At 72.6% G+C, this 15,326-nt stretch carries 12 protein-coding genes; 5 read left to right on the top strand and 7 right to left on the bottom strand.

Translation table 11 applies throughout. The features are described 5' to 3' along the window. Positions 1–95: 95 nt before the first annotated feature. From ACZ7C5_RS14225 to ACZ7C5_RS14215, 3 genes are all read right to left on the bottom strand, one after another. Positions 96–851, bottom strand: coding sequence for an aggregation-promoting factor C-terminal-like domain-containing protein (locus tag ACZ7C5_RS14225; protein WP_470322677.1), 756 nt, complete (start codon positions 849–851; stop codon positions 96–98). A 452-nt stretch (positions 852–1,303) separates the two neighbouring features. Further along, a complete protein-coding gene (locus tag ACZ7C5_RS14220) occupies positions 1,304–2,638 on the bottom strand; it encodes a PhoH family protein (RefSeq protein ID WP_188294916.1) in 1,335 nt (444 codons plus the stop codon). 248 nt (positions 2,639–2,886) lie between these two features. Then, on the bottom strand, positions 2,887–3,681 hold the full coding sequence (locus ACZ7C5_RS14215) for an isoprenyl transferase (protein WP_188294917.1): 795 nt from the start codon (positions 3,679–3,681) through the stop codon (positions 2,887–2,889). Between the two features lie 401 nt (positions 3,682–4,082). On the opposite strand from ACZ7C5_RS14215, the gene ACZ7C5_RS14210 reads away from it, so the two are divergent. Further along, positions 4,083–5,678, top strand: a complete 1,596-nt coding sequence (locus ACZ7C5_RS14210) for a chitinase (RefSeq protein ID WP_401083041.1) — start codon at positions 4,083–4,085, stop codon at positions 5,676–5,678. A gap of 210 nt (positions 5,679–5,888) precedes the next feature. Here the strand turns inward: ACZ7C5_RS14210 and ACZ7C5_RS14205 are convergent, their stop codons facing one another. Continuing rightward, positions 5,889–6,605, bottom strand: coding sequence for a prepilin peptidase (locus ACZ7C5_RS14205; RefSeq protein ID WP_470322676.1), 717 nt, complete (start codon positions 6,603–6,605; stop codon positions 5,889–5,891). Between the two features lie 249 nt (positions 6,606–6,854). Here ACZ7C5_RS14205 and ACZ7C5_RS14200 point away from each other — a divergent pair, with 249 nt between their 5' ends. After that, positions 6,855–8,069 (top strand): pyridoxal phosphate-dependent aminotransferase, encoded by a 1,215-nt coding sequence (locus ACZ7C5_RS14200; protein WP_401083036.1) that lies wholly within the window; start codon positions 6,855–6,857, stop codon positions 8,067–8,069. A gap of 177 nt (positions 8,070–8,246) precedes the next feature. Here the strand turns inward: ACZ7C5_RS14200 and ACZ7C5_RS14195 are convergent, their stop codons facing one another. Next, complete coding sequence (locus ACZ7C5_RS14195; RefSeq protein WP_470322675.1) at positions 8,247–10,088, bottom strand: phosphoenolpyruvate carboxykinase (GTP); 1,842 nt, start codon at positions 10,086–10,088, stop codon at positions 8,247–8,249. Between the two features lie 284 nt (positions 10,089–10,372). Between ACZ7C5_RS14195 and trhA the strand changes: the two genes are divergently transcribed. Continuing rightward, positions 10,373–11,047 (top strand): PAQR family membrane homeostasis protein TrhA, encoded by a 675-nt coding sequence (trhA, locus tag ACZ7C5_RS14190; RefSeq protein ID WP_401083031.1) that lies wholly within the window; start codon positions 10,373–10,375, stop codon positions 11,045–11,047. On the opposite strand, the gene ACZ7C5_RS14185 is transcribed toward trhA, so the two are convergent. Then, a complete protein-coding gene (locus ACZ7C5_RS14185; protein ID WP_401083028.1) occupies positions 11,018–11,674 on the bottom strand; it encodes a hypothetical protein in 657 nt (218 codons plus the stop codon). The genes trhA and ACZ7C5_RS14185 overlap by 30 nt on opposite strands. Positions 11,675–11,971: 297 nt before the next feature. Here ACZ7C5_RS14185 and ACZ7C5_RS14180 point away from each other — a divergent pair, with 297 nt between their 5' ends. Together ACZ7C5_RS14180 and ACZ7C5_RS14175 are read left to right on the top strand one after the other, a co-directional pair. Further along, on the top strand, positions 11,972–13,567 hold the full coding sequence (locus tag ACZ7C5_RS14180) for an MFS transporter (protein WP_470322674.1): 1,596 nt from the start codon (positions 11,972–11,974) through the stop codon (positions 13,565–13,567). Between the two features lie 7 nt (positions 13,568–13,574). After that, entirely contained in the window at positions 13,575–14,231 is a 657-nt protein-coding gene (locus ACZ7C5_RS14175; protein ID WP_401083023.1) for an acyl-CoA-like ligand-binding transcription factor, read from the top strand. Positions 14,232–14,392: 161 nt separating this feature from the next. Here ACZ7C5_RS14175 and ACZ7C5_RS14170 read toward each other — a convergent pair whose 3' ends face one another. Next, entirely contained in the window at positions 14,393–15,325 is a 933-nt protein-coding gene (locus ACZ7C5_RS14170) for a hypothetical protein (RefSeq protein WP_401083020.1), read from the bottom strand. Position 15,326 lies beyond the last annotated feature (1 nt).

Here is a 15,326-nt window from a genome sequence, read left to right as displayed (position 1 = left end):
CGCTCCGGCAGACGCCACGACCCCCGGTCACCCGCCCGAACAGGGCGAGCGGCCGGGGGCCGTGGTGAACCGCGCCGCCGGAGCGGCGACTGTTCCTAGTACCAGTGGTGCGACTGCCAGAACGACCACGCGCCACAGGGGCTGCCGTAGCGGGAGTTCATGTAGCTGAGGCCCCACTTGATCTGGGTGCCCGGGTTGGTGCGCCAGTCGGCACCGGCCGAGGCCATCTTGTTGCCGGGCAGCGCCTGGACCAGGCCGTACGCGCCGGAGCTCTTGTTGGTCGCGGTGTAGTCCCAGCCGCTCTCGCGCTTCACGATCTGGCTGAAGCACTGGAACTGCGCGTCGTTGCCGACGATCTGCCGGGCCTGGTCCTGGACCGAGCCGGGGCTGACCGACACCGGCGGCGCGCTGTCCTCGACGGCGGTCATCGCCGAACGGGACTTGGAACGGTTGGCGGCGGCCTCGTCGGCCTTGCGCTTCTCGTCCGCGGCCTTGGCCGCCTTGTCCGCCTCGGCCTTCTCCGCGTCGGCCTTGGCCTGGGCGTCGGCCTTCGCCTGGGCGTCCGCGGCGGCCTGCTGGCGCGCGGCCTCCTCGGCGGCCTTCTGCTCCGCGGCCGCCTTCGCGGCGGCGTCGGCGGAGGCCTGCTGGGCGGATGCCTGCTGGCCGATGTTGTCACTGATGGTCTGCGCCTGGGCGCCAGAGGGGACTTCGGCAAGCAGGGTCGCGCCGGCGACGTCGACCGTCTGCGTCACCTTGCCCTCGCTGCCCGCGGCCATACCCACGACGGCACCGACAGCGGTGACGGCGGTGGCGGAGGCCACAGCGACTCCCCGGACCGAGATCCGAGTCACATGAATTCCTTCCAGCATCGCCCACGCGTGACCGTACGGGCGCAAGATGCCCCTTGGCACGGACCTCCGCACGGTGCTCTGGTCACGGGAGGTGCTGGCCCGGCGTCCGGCCGAGGTGAGGCGACCGGGCGTTGGAATTCGGGCGGCGTACGGCTCAACGGTCTTCAATTGTGCGCCCACCGACCGGAGTTGGTGGACCTTCCGGGGCCTGACTCCCGGAGTCCGGGAGCCCTGCCGCGCCGTACGCGGGGCCTGACAGAACCCTCACCATGCCGCACCGGACACGGTCGACGCAATTCCCGCCCGCGTGGCGCATGTCACATTCACCGTCCGGCGGTTTCCCTGACAGAAAGCACTCGATGTGATGAAACGGGTGGAGCCCGCTCCGTCAGGAACGGGCCCCAGGCCGCAAGTTGACCGTATTGTCCGACTATGTACCGGTCAGGGGCGGATCACGGGTGGATGTCCTCCAGCATCTCCGTGACCAGCGCCGCGATCGGCGAACGCTCCGAGCGGGTGAGCGTGATGTGGGCGAAGAGCGGATGGCCCTTCAGCTTCTCCACCACCGCCACCACGCCGTCGTAGCGGCCCACCCTGAGGTTGTCCCGCTGCGCCACGTCGTGGGTGAGCACCACCCGCGAGCCCTGGCCGATCCGGGACAGCACCGTCAGCAGGACGTTCCGCTCCAGCGACTGCGCCTCGTCCACGATCACGAAGGCGTCGTGCAGCGAGCGCCCCCGGATGTGGGTCAGCGGCAGCACCTCCAGCATCCCGCGGGAGATGACCTCCTCGATCACGTCCGGGGTGGTGACCGCGGACAGGGTGTCGAAGACCGCCTGCGCCCAGGGGCCCATCTTCTCCGCCTCGGAACCCGGCAGGTAGCCGAGCTCCTGGCCGCCGACCGCGTACAGCGGCCGGAAGACCATCACCTTGCGGTGCTGCCTCCGCTCCAGCACCGCCTCCAGCCCCGCGCACAGCGCCAGCGCCGACTTGCCCGTCCCCGCCCGGCCGCCCATCGAGACGATGCCGATCTCCGGGTCGAGCAGCAGGTCCAGCGCCACCCGCTGCTCGGCGCTGCGCCCGCGCAGCCCGAACGCCTCGCGCTCGCCGCGCACCAGCCTCACCCGGCCGTCCCCGGTGACCCGGCCGAGCGCGCGCCCGCGCTCCGAGGTCAGCACCAGCCCGGTGTGGACGGGCAGCTCGGCGGCCCCGTCGACGTCCAGCGCGACGTCGTGGCCGGCCGCGAACAGCGCGTCCACCTGGTCCGCCGGGACGTGCAGGTCGGACATGCCCGTCCAGCCCGAGGTGATCGCCAGCTCGGCCCGGTACTCCTCGGCGAGCAGCCCCACCGAGCTGGCCTTGATCCGCAGCGGCAGGTCCTTGGACACGACGGTGACGTCGTAGCCCTCGGCCTGGAGGTTGCGGGCGACCGCGAGGATCCGGGTGTCCGCCTCGCCGCCTCCGGAGCGGTAGCCGGCCGGCAGTATCGACACGTCGGAGTGGTTGAGCTCGACCCGGATGCTGCCGCCGAGCTCGCCGACCGGGATCGGCTCGTCGAGCCGGCCGTGGCGGACCCGGTAGTCGTCGAGCAGCCGCAGCGCCTGGCGGGCGAAGTAGCCCAGCTCCGGATGGTGCCGCTTGGCCTCCAGCTCGGTGACGACCACCACCGGGAGGACGACCTCGTGCTCCTCGAAGCGGGTCATGGCGAGCGGGTCCGCCAGGAGCACGCTGGTGTCGAGAACGTACGTGCGCCGGTCTGGTGTCCGGCGGCTCTTCGAACTGACCACTAGGCCTCCAGAGCGGATGACCCTGCGTCATCCGCGGCAAGCCGGCCCCGCTGCCCCGGTGGCCCCGGGACCGGACTGACTGGAGTATTCCCAGGCGGGGAGCGGTGCATTCGCGCCCCCGGCGAACTGACGGATCATTGCCGGTGAACGTTTGGCCTCGCGCGGCCGCCGGGTAGGCCAGGCCTACGGCGGTCATTTTCCCCGGACGGCCGGGGCAGGGCCCCGGGAGCGGGGCCCGCCTCCCCCGGCTACAGCCCCATCCGCCGGTGGCGCTGCTCGAACGCCCGCAGCGCGCGCAGGAAGTCGACCTTGCGGAAGGCCGGCCAGTACGCCTCGCAGAAGTAGAACTCGCTGTGCGCGCTCTGCCAGAGCAGGAAACCGGACAGCCGCTGCTCGCCCGAGGTGCGGATGATCAGGTCCGGGTCGGGCTGGTTGCGGGTGTACAGGTGCTCGGAGATGTGCTCGACGGTCAGGACCTCGGCGAGTTCCTCGATCGAGGTGCCGCGTCCGGCCTGCTCCTGGAGCAGCGAACGGACGGCGTCGGCGATCTCGTGCCGGCCGCCGTAGCCGACCGCGACGTTGACCGTTATCCCGTCGATCCCGGCGGTCTGGTCCGCGGCGCGCTTGAGCACGTCGGCGGTGTGCTGCGGGAGCAGGTCCAGCGCGCCGACCGGGTTGACCCGCCAGCGGCGGGCGGCGGCCAGACCGGTGACGGCGTCCTCGATGATGCCGAGCAGCGGGACCAGCTCGTCGGCCGGGCGGTCCAGGTTGTCGGTGGAGAGCATCCACAGCGTGACGACCTTGACGTGGGTCTCGTCGCACCAGCCGAGGAACTCGCTGATCTTGTCCGCACCGCGCTGGTGGCCGTACGCGGTGGAGCCGCCGGTCGCCTTCGCCCAGCGGCGGTTGCCGTCCAGGATCACGCCGATGTGGTGCGGGGTGCGCGCGAGGTGGACCTCGACCCGTCGGCCGTAGAGCCCGTACATCCCGCCGAGCAGGGTGCGCAGACCCGGCGTCCGTTCGACGACATCGCGCAGACCCATGTTTCGCGGCCCCTCCGTACTCGTTGCAACTGGTGCGTCACCGCCCCCGGCGCAGCCTACTCCGGCGCGCAGGTGCACGGTAAAGCCGCAGGTAGCGGTCTGGTCACGGTCCTGTACGAAGTCTGTCGCGACCGGCGTGTCGGGGGTCGTCCCGAGGGGTCACGGAAGCGTTCGGGGGCGCACGGGGCGCGGACACGGAACGGTCTCCGAATCCTTAACGGAACCGTAAGCCGTTCGTCCGATGCTTGACGACCAGCAATGGTCTAGTCCAGCTTTTGATCCGGGACGGAACGATCCTCCACTCCTCCGCCCCACAGGCTCACTTCGGACCTCCCCTCCCCCACACGCGGCCGCCGCGCCCCCCACCGCGGCGGCCGCTCCTCCCCCAGGAGCGTCACCCCATGGCCCGTACGCTGAACCAGCCTTCGCACAAGCGTCGGCGCAGCCCCCTCCCGGTCGTCGCGGCCGGTGCCACCGCCCTCGCCCTGGCCGGCAGCGGCCTCGCCCTCTTCGCCGGCGGCGCCAGCGCCGCGGTCGGCAACCTGGTCACCAACGGCGGCTTCGACGGCGGGCTCGGGGGCTGGGTCTGCGCCGGCGCCGCGACCACGGTCTCCTCCCCGGTCCACTCCGGCACCGGCGCGCTCCAGGCCACCCCGGGCGCCGGCGACACCGCCGAGTGCACCCAGACCATCAGCGTGCTGCCCAACACCAGCTACACGCTGAGCGCGTGGGTCCAGGGCCCGTACACCTACCTCGGCGCCCGCGGCACCGGCGGCACCGACCCGTCCGTCTGGTCGAACCAGAACAGCTGGAACCAGCTGTCCACCACCTTCACCACCGGGGCGAACGCCACCAGCGTCACCGTCTACCTGCACGGCTGGTACGGCCAGAGCGCCTACCTGGCCGACGACGTCGCGCTGATCGGCCCCGGCGGCACCGGCACCCCCTCGCCGACCGCCACTCCCACCCAGACCCCCACGGCCACCGCCTCCCCGACGGCCACCGCGACGCCCACCCAGACCGCGACCCCGACGCCCACCCAGACCGCGACGGCGACCCCCACCGCCACGCCGACCAGCACCAACCCGCCGGTCACCGGTCTGCCCGCCCACGTGGTCACCGGCTACTGGCAGAACTTCGACAACAACTCGACCGTGCAGCGGCTGAGCGACGTCCAGAGCGCGTACGACATCATCGCGGTGTCCTTCGCCGACTCCGTGCCGACCAAGACCGGCGCGATCAGCTTCACCCTGGACCCGGGCCTGTCCAAGGCGCTCGGCGGCTACACCGACGCCCAGTTCCGCGCCGACGTCAAGGCCAAGCAGGCGGCCGGCAAGAAGGTCATCCTCTCCATCGGCGGCCAGAACGGCGCGATCACCGTCGGGGACGCCACGGCCGGCGCCAACTTCGTCAACAGCGCCTACGCGATCATCAAGGACTACGGCTTCGACGGCATCGACGTCGACCTGGAGAACGGCGTCCAGGCCGGTCCGCTCGGCGACGCGCTGCACGCCCTGCAGGCCAAGGTCGGCCCCGGCTTCGTCCTGACCATGGCGCCCGAGACCATCGGGATGTACAGCACCTCCGGCGCCTACTTCCAGCTGGCGCTGAAGACCAAGGACATCCTCACCGTCGTCAACACCCAGTTCTACAACTCGGGCGGCATGAACGGCTGCGACGGCAAGGTCTACACCCAGGGCACCATCGACTTCATCACCTCCCAGGTCTGCACCCAGATCCAGGGCGGCCTGCGGCCGGACCAGGTGGGCATCGGCGTCCCGGCCTCCACCAGGGCGGCGGGCGGCGGCTACGTCTCGCCGACCGTGGTGAACAACGCGCTGGACTGCCTGGCCACCGGCAACAACTGCGGCAGCTTCGTGCCGCCGGCCAAGTGGCCCACCATCCGCGGCGCGATGACCTGGTCGACCAACTGGGACGTCAACAACGGCAACGCGTTCTCCAACGCGGTCGGCCCGTTCGTCCACAAGATGCCGTAACGGCACGAGGCCGAGGCCTCCAAGAGCTCAACTCCCCCGGCGCGCCGCTCCTTGAGGGTGGGGCCTGCGCGTCGGCGGCGGGGCCCGTCGTACCGAACCGGTACGACGGGCTCTTCCGTTCCCGCTGTCCCCTCTATTAGGGACGGCTCTTCGGGGCGGTCCCGCGGGACGGTCCCGCGGGGAACGGCTCCACTCGTGCCGGGCTCGCGCTCACCGCGCCAGGACCGCGGTGAGCGCGCCGAGCAGCAGGAACGGGCCGACCGGGAGGTCGAGCCCGCGCACCGGCCGGCGGCGGGCCAGCGCGGCGGCGGCCCGCAGGGTGGCCCAGAGCCCGGCGAGCACCATCGCGGCGAACAGCCCGCCGAGCGCCACCGACCAGCCGTACCAGCCGAGCAGCCCGCCCAGCGCGAGGCCGAGCGGGGAGTCGCCGGGGCCCAACGCGCCCAGCCAGACGGCCAGTTCGAGCACACCTCCGACCGTGAGCGCGACCAGCAGGCAGCGCAGCGGCACCCCTGGGCCCGCGGTCGGCGCCGCCGCCAGCAGCATCGCGGCCACCCCGCCGAGCAGCGGCAGGGTCAGCCGGTACGGCAGCCGGCGCACCCGCGCGTCGACGAAGCCGAGGGCCACGCCGAGCGCCGCCGCCCAGCCCAGCGCCACGGTCACCACCACCGGCCGGTCCGCCGCGTACCCCACCGCGACGGCGACCGCCGCCGCGACCGCCTCCACCGTCCAGGGGCCGGCGCCCAGCCGCTCCCGGCAGCCGGGGCAGCGCCCGGTCGGCGGCAGCAGGCGCGCCGGGCGCCCGCAGGACGGGCAGTACTCGCACCAGGGTTCGCCCTCCGGCACCGCGAACCGGGCGACCAGTCCGCGCAACAGCGGAGCCACCAGGAGACCGACCAGCACCGCCGCGACCACGACCGGACCCACCCGCGCACCCCCTCCTCGATCGACGCACCGGCCACATCCTCCCGCGCCGGGCGGTGTGCCGTCCGTCTCCTTCCGCGTCACCGCGCGACGGCGCTCCTCGCGTACAGGAGCATTCCGGACATCCGACCGCCGGTTCGGAAGGCCGCCCGCCACCCCCGCCTGCCGATCCAAGGGGGCCGTTCGAGCCCCCGGAAGCACCCCTCCGGAGACCCGCCGCACGGCCCCTCCGTACCCCTAAAGTAGGCGGACATGCAGGTCATCCAGTCCAGCAAGCTCGCCAACGTCTGCTACGACATCCGCGGCCCGGTGCTCGACGAGGCGATGCGGCTGGAGGAACAGGGCCACCGCATCCTCAAGCTCAACACCGGCAACCCCGCCACCTTCGGATTCGAGGCGCCCCCGGAGATCCTCCAGGACATCCTGCGCAACCTCGCCAACGCGCACGGCTACGGCGACTCCAAGGGCCTGCTCTCCGCCCGCCGCGCGGTGGTCATGCACTACGAGGACCGCGGGCTGCACGGCCTCTCCGTCGACGACGTCTTCCTCGGCAACGGCGTCTCCGAACTGATCCAGCTGGCCATGACCGCGCTGCTGGACGACGGCGACGAAGTACTCGTCCCCGCACCTGACTACCCGCTGTGGACCGCCTCGGTCTCCCTGGCCGGCGGCACCGCGGTGCACTACCGCTGCGACGAGCAGTCCGAGTGGTACCCGGACCTCGCCGACATGGAGGCCAGGGTCACCGACCGGACCAGGGCCGTCGTGGTGATCAACCCCAACAACCCGACCGGCGCGGTCTACCCGCGCGAGGTGCTGGAGGGCATCGTCGAGATCGCCCGCCGGCACCGGCTGGTGGTCTACGCGGACGAGATCTACGACAAGATCCTCTACGACGACGCCGAGCACGTCCCGCTGGCCACCCTGGCCCCGGACCTGTTCTGCGTCACCTTCAACGGGCTGTCCAAGGCGTACCGGGTGGCCGGCTTCCGCTCCGGCTGGATGGTGCTCTCCGGCGAGCGGCAGCGGGCCCGCAGTTACATCGAGGGCCTGACCGTGCTCGCCTCGATGCGGCTGTGCGCCAACATGCCGGCGCAGCACGCGGTGGCCGCCGCGCTCGGCGGGCGGCAGTCGATCCGCGACCTGGTGCTGCCCGGAGGCCGGCTGCACGCCTCGCGCGACGCCGCGTACGAGTTGCTGAACCGCATCCCCGGGGTCAGCTGCGTCAAGCCCAAGGGCGCGCTGTACGCCTTCCCCCGGCTGGACCCCAAGGTCCACAAGATCAAGGACGACGCCCGGATGGTGCTCGACCTGCTGCGCTCCGAGCGCATCCTGCTGGTCCAGGGCACCGGCTTCAACTGGCCGGAGCCCGACCACTTCCGGCTGGTCACGCTGCCCCGGGCGGAGGAGATCACCGACGCGGTGACCAGGATCGGCGACTTCCTCGACGGCTACGTCCAGCCGTAGGGCGGGCCGCCGGGGGCGGAAAGCACCACGGCCCGGAAGACACTACGGCCGGAGTCCCGGCCCGGGCGATCTCCTTGGTCGGGGAAAGATCGCCCGGCGGAACTCCGGCCGTCCTGTCGCTCGGCGGGCGCGCGGTTCGTGCCGCGCGCCCGCCTCTCTCGCGGCTGAGGCTCAGGCTCAGCCGAGGCGCGCGACGAGGTTCCGGTACTCGTCCCACAGCTCCTTCGGGGTGTGGTCGCCGAAGGTCTCCAGGTGGGCCGGCACGAGGGCGGCCTCCTGGCGCCAGATGTCGGCGTCCACGGTGAAGAGCAGGTCGAGGTCCTCCTTGGACAGGTCCAGGTCGCCGAGGTCGAAGCCCTCGACGGTCGGCAGCACGCCGATCGGGGTCTCGACGCCCTCGCCGGTGCCGTCCAGGCGCTCGACGATCCACTTGAGCACGCGGCTGTTCTCGCCGTAGCCGGGCCAGACGAACTTGCCTTCGGCGTTCTTGCGGAACCAGTTGACGTAGTAGATCTTCGGCAGCTTGGCGGCGTCGGCCCGGGCGCCGACCTTCAGCCAGTGGGCGAAGTAGTCGCCCATGTTGTAGCCGCAGAACGGCAGCATCGCGAACGGGTCGCGGCGCAGCTCACCGACGGTGCCCTCGGCGGCGGCGGTCTTCTCGGAGGCGATGTTGGCGCCGAGGAAGACGCCGTGCTGCCAGTCGAAGGACTCGGTGACCAGCGGGACGGCGGTGGCGCGGCGGCCGCCGAACAGGATCGCCGAGATCGGCACGCCCGCCGGGTCCTCCCACTCCGGGGCGATGGTCGGGCACTGCGCGGCCGGGACGGCGAAGCGGGCGTTCGGGTGGGCGGCCGGGGTGCCGGACTCGGGGGTCCAGTCGTTGCCGCGCCAGTCGGTCAGGTGCGCCGGGGGCTCCTCGGTGAGGCCCTCCCACCACACGTCACCGTCGTCGGTGAGGGCGACGTTGGTGAAGACGGTGTTGCCCCAGAGGGTGTCGATGGCGTTGGCGTTGGTGTCCACGCCGGTGCCGGGGGCGACGCCGAAGAAGCCGGCCTCGGGGTTGATGGCGTACAGGCGGCCGTCGGCGCCGAAGCGCATCCAGGCGATGTCGTCGCCGATCGTCTCGACCTTCCAGCCCGGGACGGTCGGCTGGAGCATGGCCAGGTTGGTCTTGCCGCAGGCCGAGGGGAAGGCGGCCGCGACGTACTTGGCCTCCGGCTCGCCCGTGGCACCGGCCGGCGGGGTGAGCTTCAGGATGAGCATGTGCTCGGCCAGCCAGCCCTCGTCGCGGGCCATGGTCGAGGCGATGCGCAGCGCGTAGCACTTCTTGCCGAGCAGGGCGTTGCCGCCGTAGCCCGAGCCGTAGGACCAGATCTCCCTGGTCTCCGGGAAGTGCGAGATGTACTTGGTGCTGTTGCACGGCCACGCCACGTCCGCCTCGCCCTCGGCGAGCGGGGCGCCGACGGTGTGCGCGGCCTTGACGAAGTCGCCGTCCTCGCCGAGCTGGTCCAGCACGGCCTGGCCCATGCGGGTCATCACGCGCATGGAGACGGCGACGTAGGCGGAGTCGGTGATCTCGACGCCGTACGCGGCCAGCGGGGAGCCGACCGGGCCCATCGAGAAGGGCACGACGTACATCGTGCGGCCCTTCATCGCGCCGCGGAAGAGGCCCTGCTCGCCCTGGAAGACCTCGCGCATCTCGGCGGGGGCCTTCCAGTTGTTGGTCGGGCCGGCGTCCTTCTCCTGCTCGGAGCAGATGTAGGTGCGGTCCTCCACGCGTGCCACGTCCGTGGGGTCCGAGGCGGCGTAGTAGGAGTTGGGGCGCTTCTCCTCGTCGAGCTTCTTGAAGGTGCCCTGAGCCACCAGCAGGTCCGCGAGGCGCTGGTACTCCTCGGCGGAACCGTCGCACCACTCGATGCGGTCCGGCTGGGTGAGCTCGGCGATCTCGCTCACCCAAGCGAGCAGCTGCTTGTGGCGGGTGGGCGCGGATGCGCTGAGAGCAGAGATCTCGTACGACACGATCGCTCCGTTTCACGCCATCTCGGCGAGGAGACGGCGTCGCGGGGGTCTGAGGGTGCTTGCAGCGTAGCTCCGGACTTGGGGCCGGAACGCGGCGAAGCGTCGAAATTGACGCACCCTTTACTACTGCAAGTATGATTACTCATGAGTAACAAACCGCGGTCTCCCCCGACGGAGTGCGCGGCGCCACACTTCAAATACTCCAAAACGTCCAAGAGTGACGATCGCCACTTCCTACGCGTGAGTAACCTACGGATCCGTAGGTAGCGGGTAGCATGCAGCGCATGACTGCTGCTGCACTCGGGGAGAGTGCACTCATGGAGAGCAAGCCGAAGTGGCGCGGCTGGCTGCACGCCGGGATGTTCCCCGCCACGGTGGCCGCCGGGATCGTGCTGATCTGCCTGGCGGACTCCACGCCCGCCAAGATCGCCTGCGCGATCTACTCGGTCAGCGCGTGGCTGCTGTTCGGGGTCAGCGCGGTGTACCACCGCTTCGACTGGGGGCCCCGTGGGGACGCCGTGCTGCGCCGGCTGGACCACGCGAACATCTTCCTGATCATCGCGGGCACCTACACGCCGTTCACGATGCTGCTGCTCGAGGGCGCCGACCAGCAGCTGCTGCTCTGGGCGGTCTGGGGCGGCGCGCTGGCCGGCATCGCGTTCCGGGTGTTCTGGGTCGGCGCGCCGCGCTGGCTGTACACGCCGGTGTACCTCGCGCTGGGCTGGGCCGCCGCCTTCTTCCTGCCCGACTTCCTGCGCACCGGCGGAGTCGCCGTCCTGGTGCTGATGATCGTCGGCGGGGTGCTCTACAGCATCGGCGGCGTGGTGTACGGGCTCAAGCGGCCCAACCCCTCACCGCGCTGGTTCGGGTTCCACGAGGTGTTCCACGCCTTCACCCTGGGGGCGTTCATCGTCCAGTACGTCGGCGTCTCACTGGTGGCGTACAGCACGGCCGGCTGATCCCGGCGCACCCCGACGGGCGGTCGAACGGTCCACGGACCGGGCGACCGCCCGTTCCGCCGTCCAGGGCCGCTCGTACGGGGCCCGGATCTGCGGGCGGCGCGAATACGGCGGGTGATCGGCGGCGCCCGGCTCCGGCTGCGGCTCCTGGCCGTGGAGCGGCCCGGGCCCGTGCTGGTGCCCGGCGTACGCGTCGTGGTGTCCGCCGCGCAGGTGGTACTCACCGTGCGCGTGGTGCTGCTCGCCGCGCGACTCCCGGTACGGCTCCCACGACGCCCCGGCCGGCGCCCGGAACCCCGGGGACTCCGGCGTCCACGCCGCACCGGCCGCGCGGGCGCGCGCCTGCCGGGCGTCCAGCGCCTCGCGGGCCCGGCGGCAGCGCTCGCAGTGCGCGGCGTCCGGGATGCCCCGGCGCGGGCGGTGCCGGACCGGGGCGGGCCCGCCGCGCAGCGCACGCCAGCGGCGGGCGACGTAGAGCATGAGCAGCAGGGTCTCGATCCCGGCGACCCCCAGTACCAGCGGGGCGCCGTTGATCAGATAGGCCGCGACCACGGCGAGCGCGGAGCCCACCACCGTCACCGAACCCCACATCTGGGTGCTCGTCTGCCTGTCGTCCGCGTCGGCCACTTCGGTCCCCTTTCCCGGTGCCGGGCTCGTGGTCGGCTCCCGCCGCCCCACCCCTTCTCCGCTCTCGGCACGCGTCGGCCAGCACTGACCGATTGCCACATCGTATCTACCGACAGTCATGGCCGACTGCCCAGGGGCGGCGAACGACAGATCAACGTTGCGTCAATTCCTTGTGCGGAAGAAGCACTTCCAGGACACATCACGGAGCGTAACCACGGGGTCGTGTTGACGGTCGACACTTTTTGAGAGTTACTCTCATTTGAGAGAGACTTTCAATTAAGGGACCCGGAGGACACCGTGCCCGCAGCCCCGCCCGTGCCCGCGGCCACCGCCGCACCCGTCACCGCCGATCCGCGCCGGTGGCTCGCCCTGGTCGCCGTCACCCTGAGCGTCCTGGTGATCAGCTTCGACATGACCGTGCTCAACGTCGCCCTGCCCACGCTCGCCGAACAGCTGGGCGCCACCACCGGGCAGCAGCAGTGGATCGTCGACGCCTACACCGTGGTCTTCGCCGCCGCGATGCTCCCGGCCGGCCTGCTCGGGGACCGGTTCGGCCGCCGCCGCACGCTCACCACCGGCCTCGCCCTGTTCGGCCTCGCCTCCGCCGCCGGCATGCTCACCGGCTCGCCCGCCACCCTGATCGCCGCCCGCGCCGGGATGGGCCTGGCCGCCGCACTCGTGATGCCGATGTCGATGGCGGTGATCCCCGGCCTCTTCCCGGCCGCCGAGCGGCGCCGGGCCACCGCGATCCTGGCCGCCGCCATATCCCTCGGCGCCCCGCTCGGGCCGCTGGTCGGCGGCTTCCTGCTCCGGCACTTCTGGTGGGGCTCGGTCTTCGCGATCAACGTCCCGCTCACCGCGCTCGGCATCGCCGCCTGCGTCCTGCTGCTGCCGGAGACCCGCAACCCGGCCGCGCCCCGGATCGACCTGCTCGCCACCGTCCTCGCCGCCGGCGGCCTGGCCGGACTCACCTACGGCATCATCGAGGGCGCCGAACGCGGCTGGACCGACCCGCTGGTGCTCGGCACGCTGGCCGGCTCGCTGCTCGCCCTCACCGCGCTGGTACTGCGCAGCCGCCGGCAGCGCGATCCGATGCTCGACCTCGGCCTGCTCGCCGACCGCACCTTCCGCTGGTCCGCCGTCGCGGCCACGCTGATCTCGCTCGTCCTGTTCGGCGCCTTCTTCGTCCTGCCGCTCTACTTCCAGAGCGTGCTCGGCACGGACGCCCTGGGCAGCGGGCTGCGGCTGATGCCGATGATGCTCGGACTGATGGTCGCCGCCAAGGCCACCGACCGCCTGGTCGGCCGGCTCGGCGTCCGAGCGGTGATCACCCTCGGCCTGGCCCTGCTCGCCGCCGCGCTGCTGTTCGGCAGCCGGACCGGCCCCGGCGACGGCTACGCGCGGGCCGCGATCTGGCTCAGCGTGCTCGGCGTGGGCATGGGCCTGTCGCTGATCACCGCGCAGTCCTCCGCGCTGGTCACCCTGCCGCCGGCCAGGGCCGGCGTGGGCTCGGGGCTGCTCCAGACGCTGCGGCAGGTCGGCGGCGCGATCGGGATCGCCGCCTTCGGCAGCCTGCTGTCCGGGGCGTACCGCGGCGCGCTGGACACCGGCGGGCTGCCGGCCGAGGCCGCGCACCGGGCCGGGGAGTCGGTGGTCGCCGCCGACGCCGTCGCCCGGGGGGCGGGCGCGGGCGGGCAGGCGCTCAGTGCCTCCGCGCACACGGCGTACGTGCACGGGATGGGGGTGGTGCTGCTGGTCTCCGGGCTGGTCGCGGTGCTCTCGGCGGTGCTGGTCGCGGCCCGGATGCCGGCGGACACCCCGGCGGACGCCCCTTCGGGTACCCGGGCGGACGCCCCTTCGGGCACCCCCGCCGGCGCGGGAGATCACGGATAATCGGGGCATGACTCCCCAGCAGCCGACCGCGGCCCCTCCGGACGCCCCGACCAACCCGGTCCAGGCGATACTGGAGGCGCCGCTGTCGCTGCGCGAACGCAAGAAGCTGAAGACCCGCCAGACCATCCGCCGCGAGGCGTACCGGATGTTCGCCGGGCAGGGCTACGAGAACACCACGGTGGAGCAGATCGCCGCCGCCGCCGAGGTCTCCCCGTCCACCTTCTTCCGGTACTTCGCCACCAAGGAGGACCTGGTTCACTCCGACGAGTACGACCCGGCGATGATCTCCGCCCTGCTGGCCCGCCCCGCCGACGAGCCCTTCCTCACCTCCTGCCGGGAGGCCATCGTCGGGCTGATCCGCGCGCTGCTCCAGCACGAGCGCCAGGAACTGCTCACCCGGATGCGGCTGATCACCGAGGTCCCCGCGCTGCGCGCCGGACTGCACAGCGGCGGCAACAGCCCGCAGGAGCTCTACCTCTCGGTGCTGACCCGGCGGGCGGGCGTCGAGGAGCCCAGCTACGAGATGCGGGTGACCGCGGCCGCCATCGGCGCCGCCAGCACCGAGGCGGTGCTGCACTGGGCCGCGGGCGACGGACAGGAGGACATCGCGACGCTGGTCGACCGCACCTTCGCGCTGCTGGAGAGCGGGTTCGCCGGGGTGTGAGACCCCCTCGCCGGCTGCGCGGGCAGCTCGGTGACGGGTGCGAGCCGCTCGGTGACGGGTGCGAGCCGCTCGGTGACGGGTGCGGGGCGTGTGCGCGGTGCCCGACGAACGACGCGTGCGGACCGCGGGGCCCGGCCCGACCGACCGGGCCCCGCCTGCCGTCAGCCGCGGCGGACGCCCGTCGTCCTCCGCCGCAGCACGGCACCCGCGCCCACCAGCGCGGTGGCACCCAGGGCGGCCGCCGCCGTCACGGCCGGCAGCGCCGAACCGCCGCCCGCGGCTTCCGCCACGGCCGCCGGTTGCGGTCCGCCCCCGGGTTGCGGGGCCGCCTCGGCCTGCGGGGCGGCGTCCGCCTGGTAGCCGCCGCCCCTGCCCTCCCGGTCGTACGCCGAGCCGGGCAGCTTGTCCCCGTACCGCTGGTGCACCAGCTGCTGGTACGCGGCCAGCGTGACCCCGCCCGCGCCCACCGAGCGCCCGGCCTCGTCGTCCAGCGGCAGCACCCGGCCGTCGCGCAGCACGTACCAGGCGTTGACCTGCGGCTCGCGGAAGACGGTGCCTCCTCCGCTGCCCGCCGCCTTCGCCGCGTAGTCGCTCTCGTCACCGCCCGAGGCGATGTTGACCACCTTCCAGGCCCCGTCCTGCCGGACGGTCCAGACCGAGGCGGTCTGCCCGTCCGCCGCGACCACCTTGCTGGCGGTGAACTCGGCCTTCGCCACCGGCGCGCCCGGGCTGCCGGCCACGAAGCCCCGGTCCAGGACGTACACCGGCACGGTGTCGCCGGCCAGCCGTGGTGCGGCCGCGCTCGCCGCCCGGGCCTCCTCGGCGGCGCCGATGGTCAGCTGCTGTGTCGGCGGGACGCCCTTGCGGGCGAAGAAGTGGCCGACCTGGTCGAGGACGGCCGGGTCCTGGACCGCGCCGCGGGCCTGCGCCAGTTCGGCGGCCGGCACCGGGGACGGGACGGCGGCGGCCTGGGCGGCCGGTTCCGCGGCGTGCGCGGCCGGGGCGAGCGCCAGCGCGAGGCCGGCGGTGAGCAGGGCGGCGGCGACGGTGCCGGTGGCGGTGGTGGTCCGGCGGCGGCTCTTGGTCTCGGTCATG

The sequence above is a fragment of the Kitasatospora sp. NPDC036993 genome (assembly GCF_055607525.1).
The sequence above is the reverse complement of the archived record's forward strand: the minus strand, read 5'-3'. Positions and strand labels throughout refer to the sequence as shown.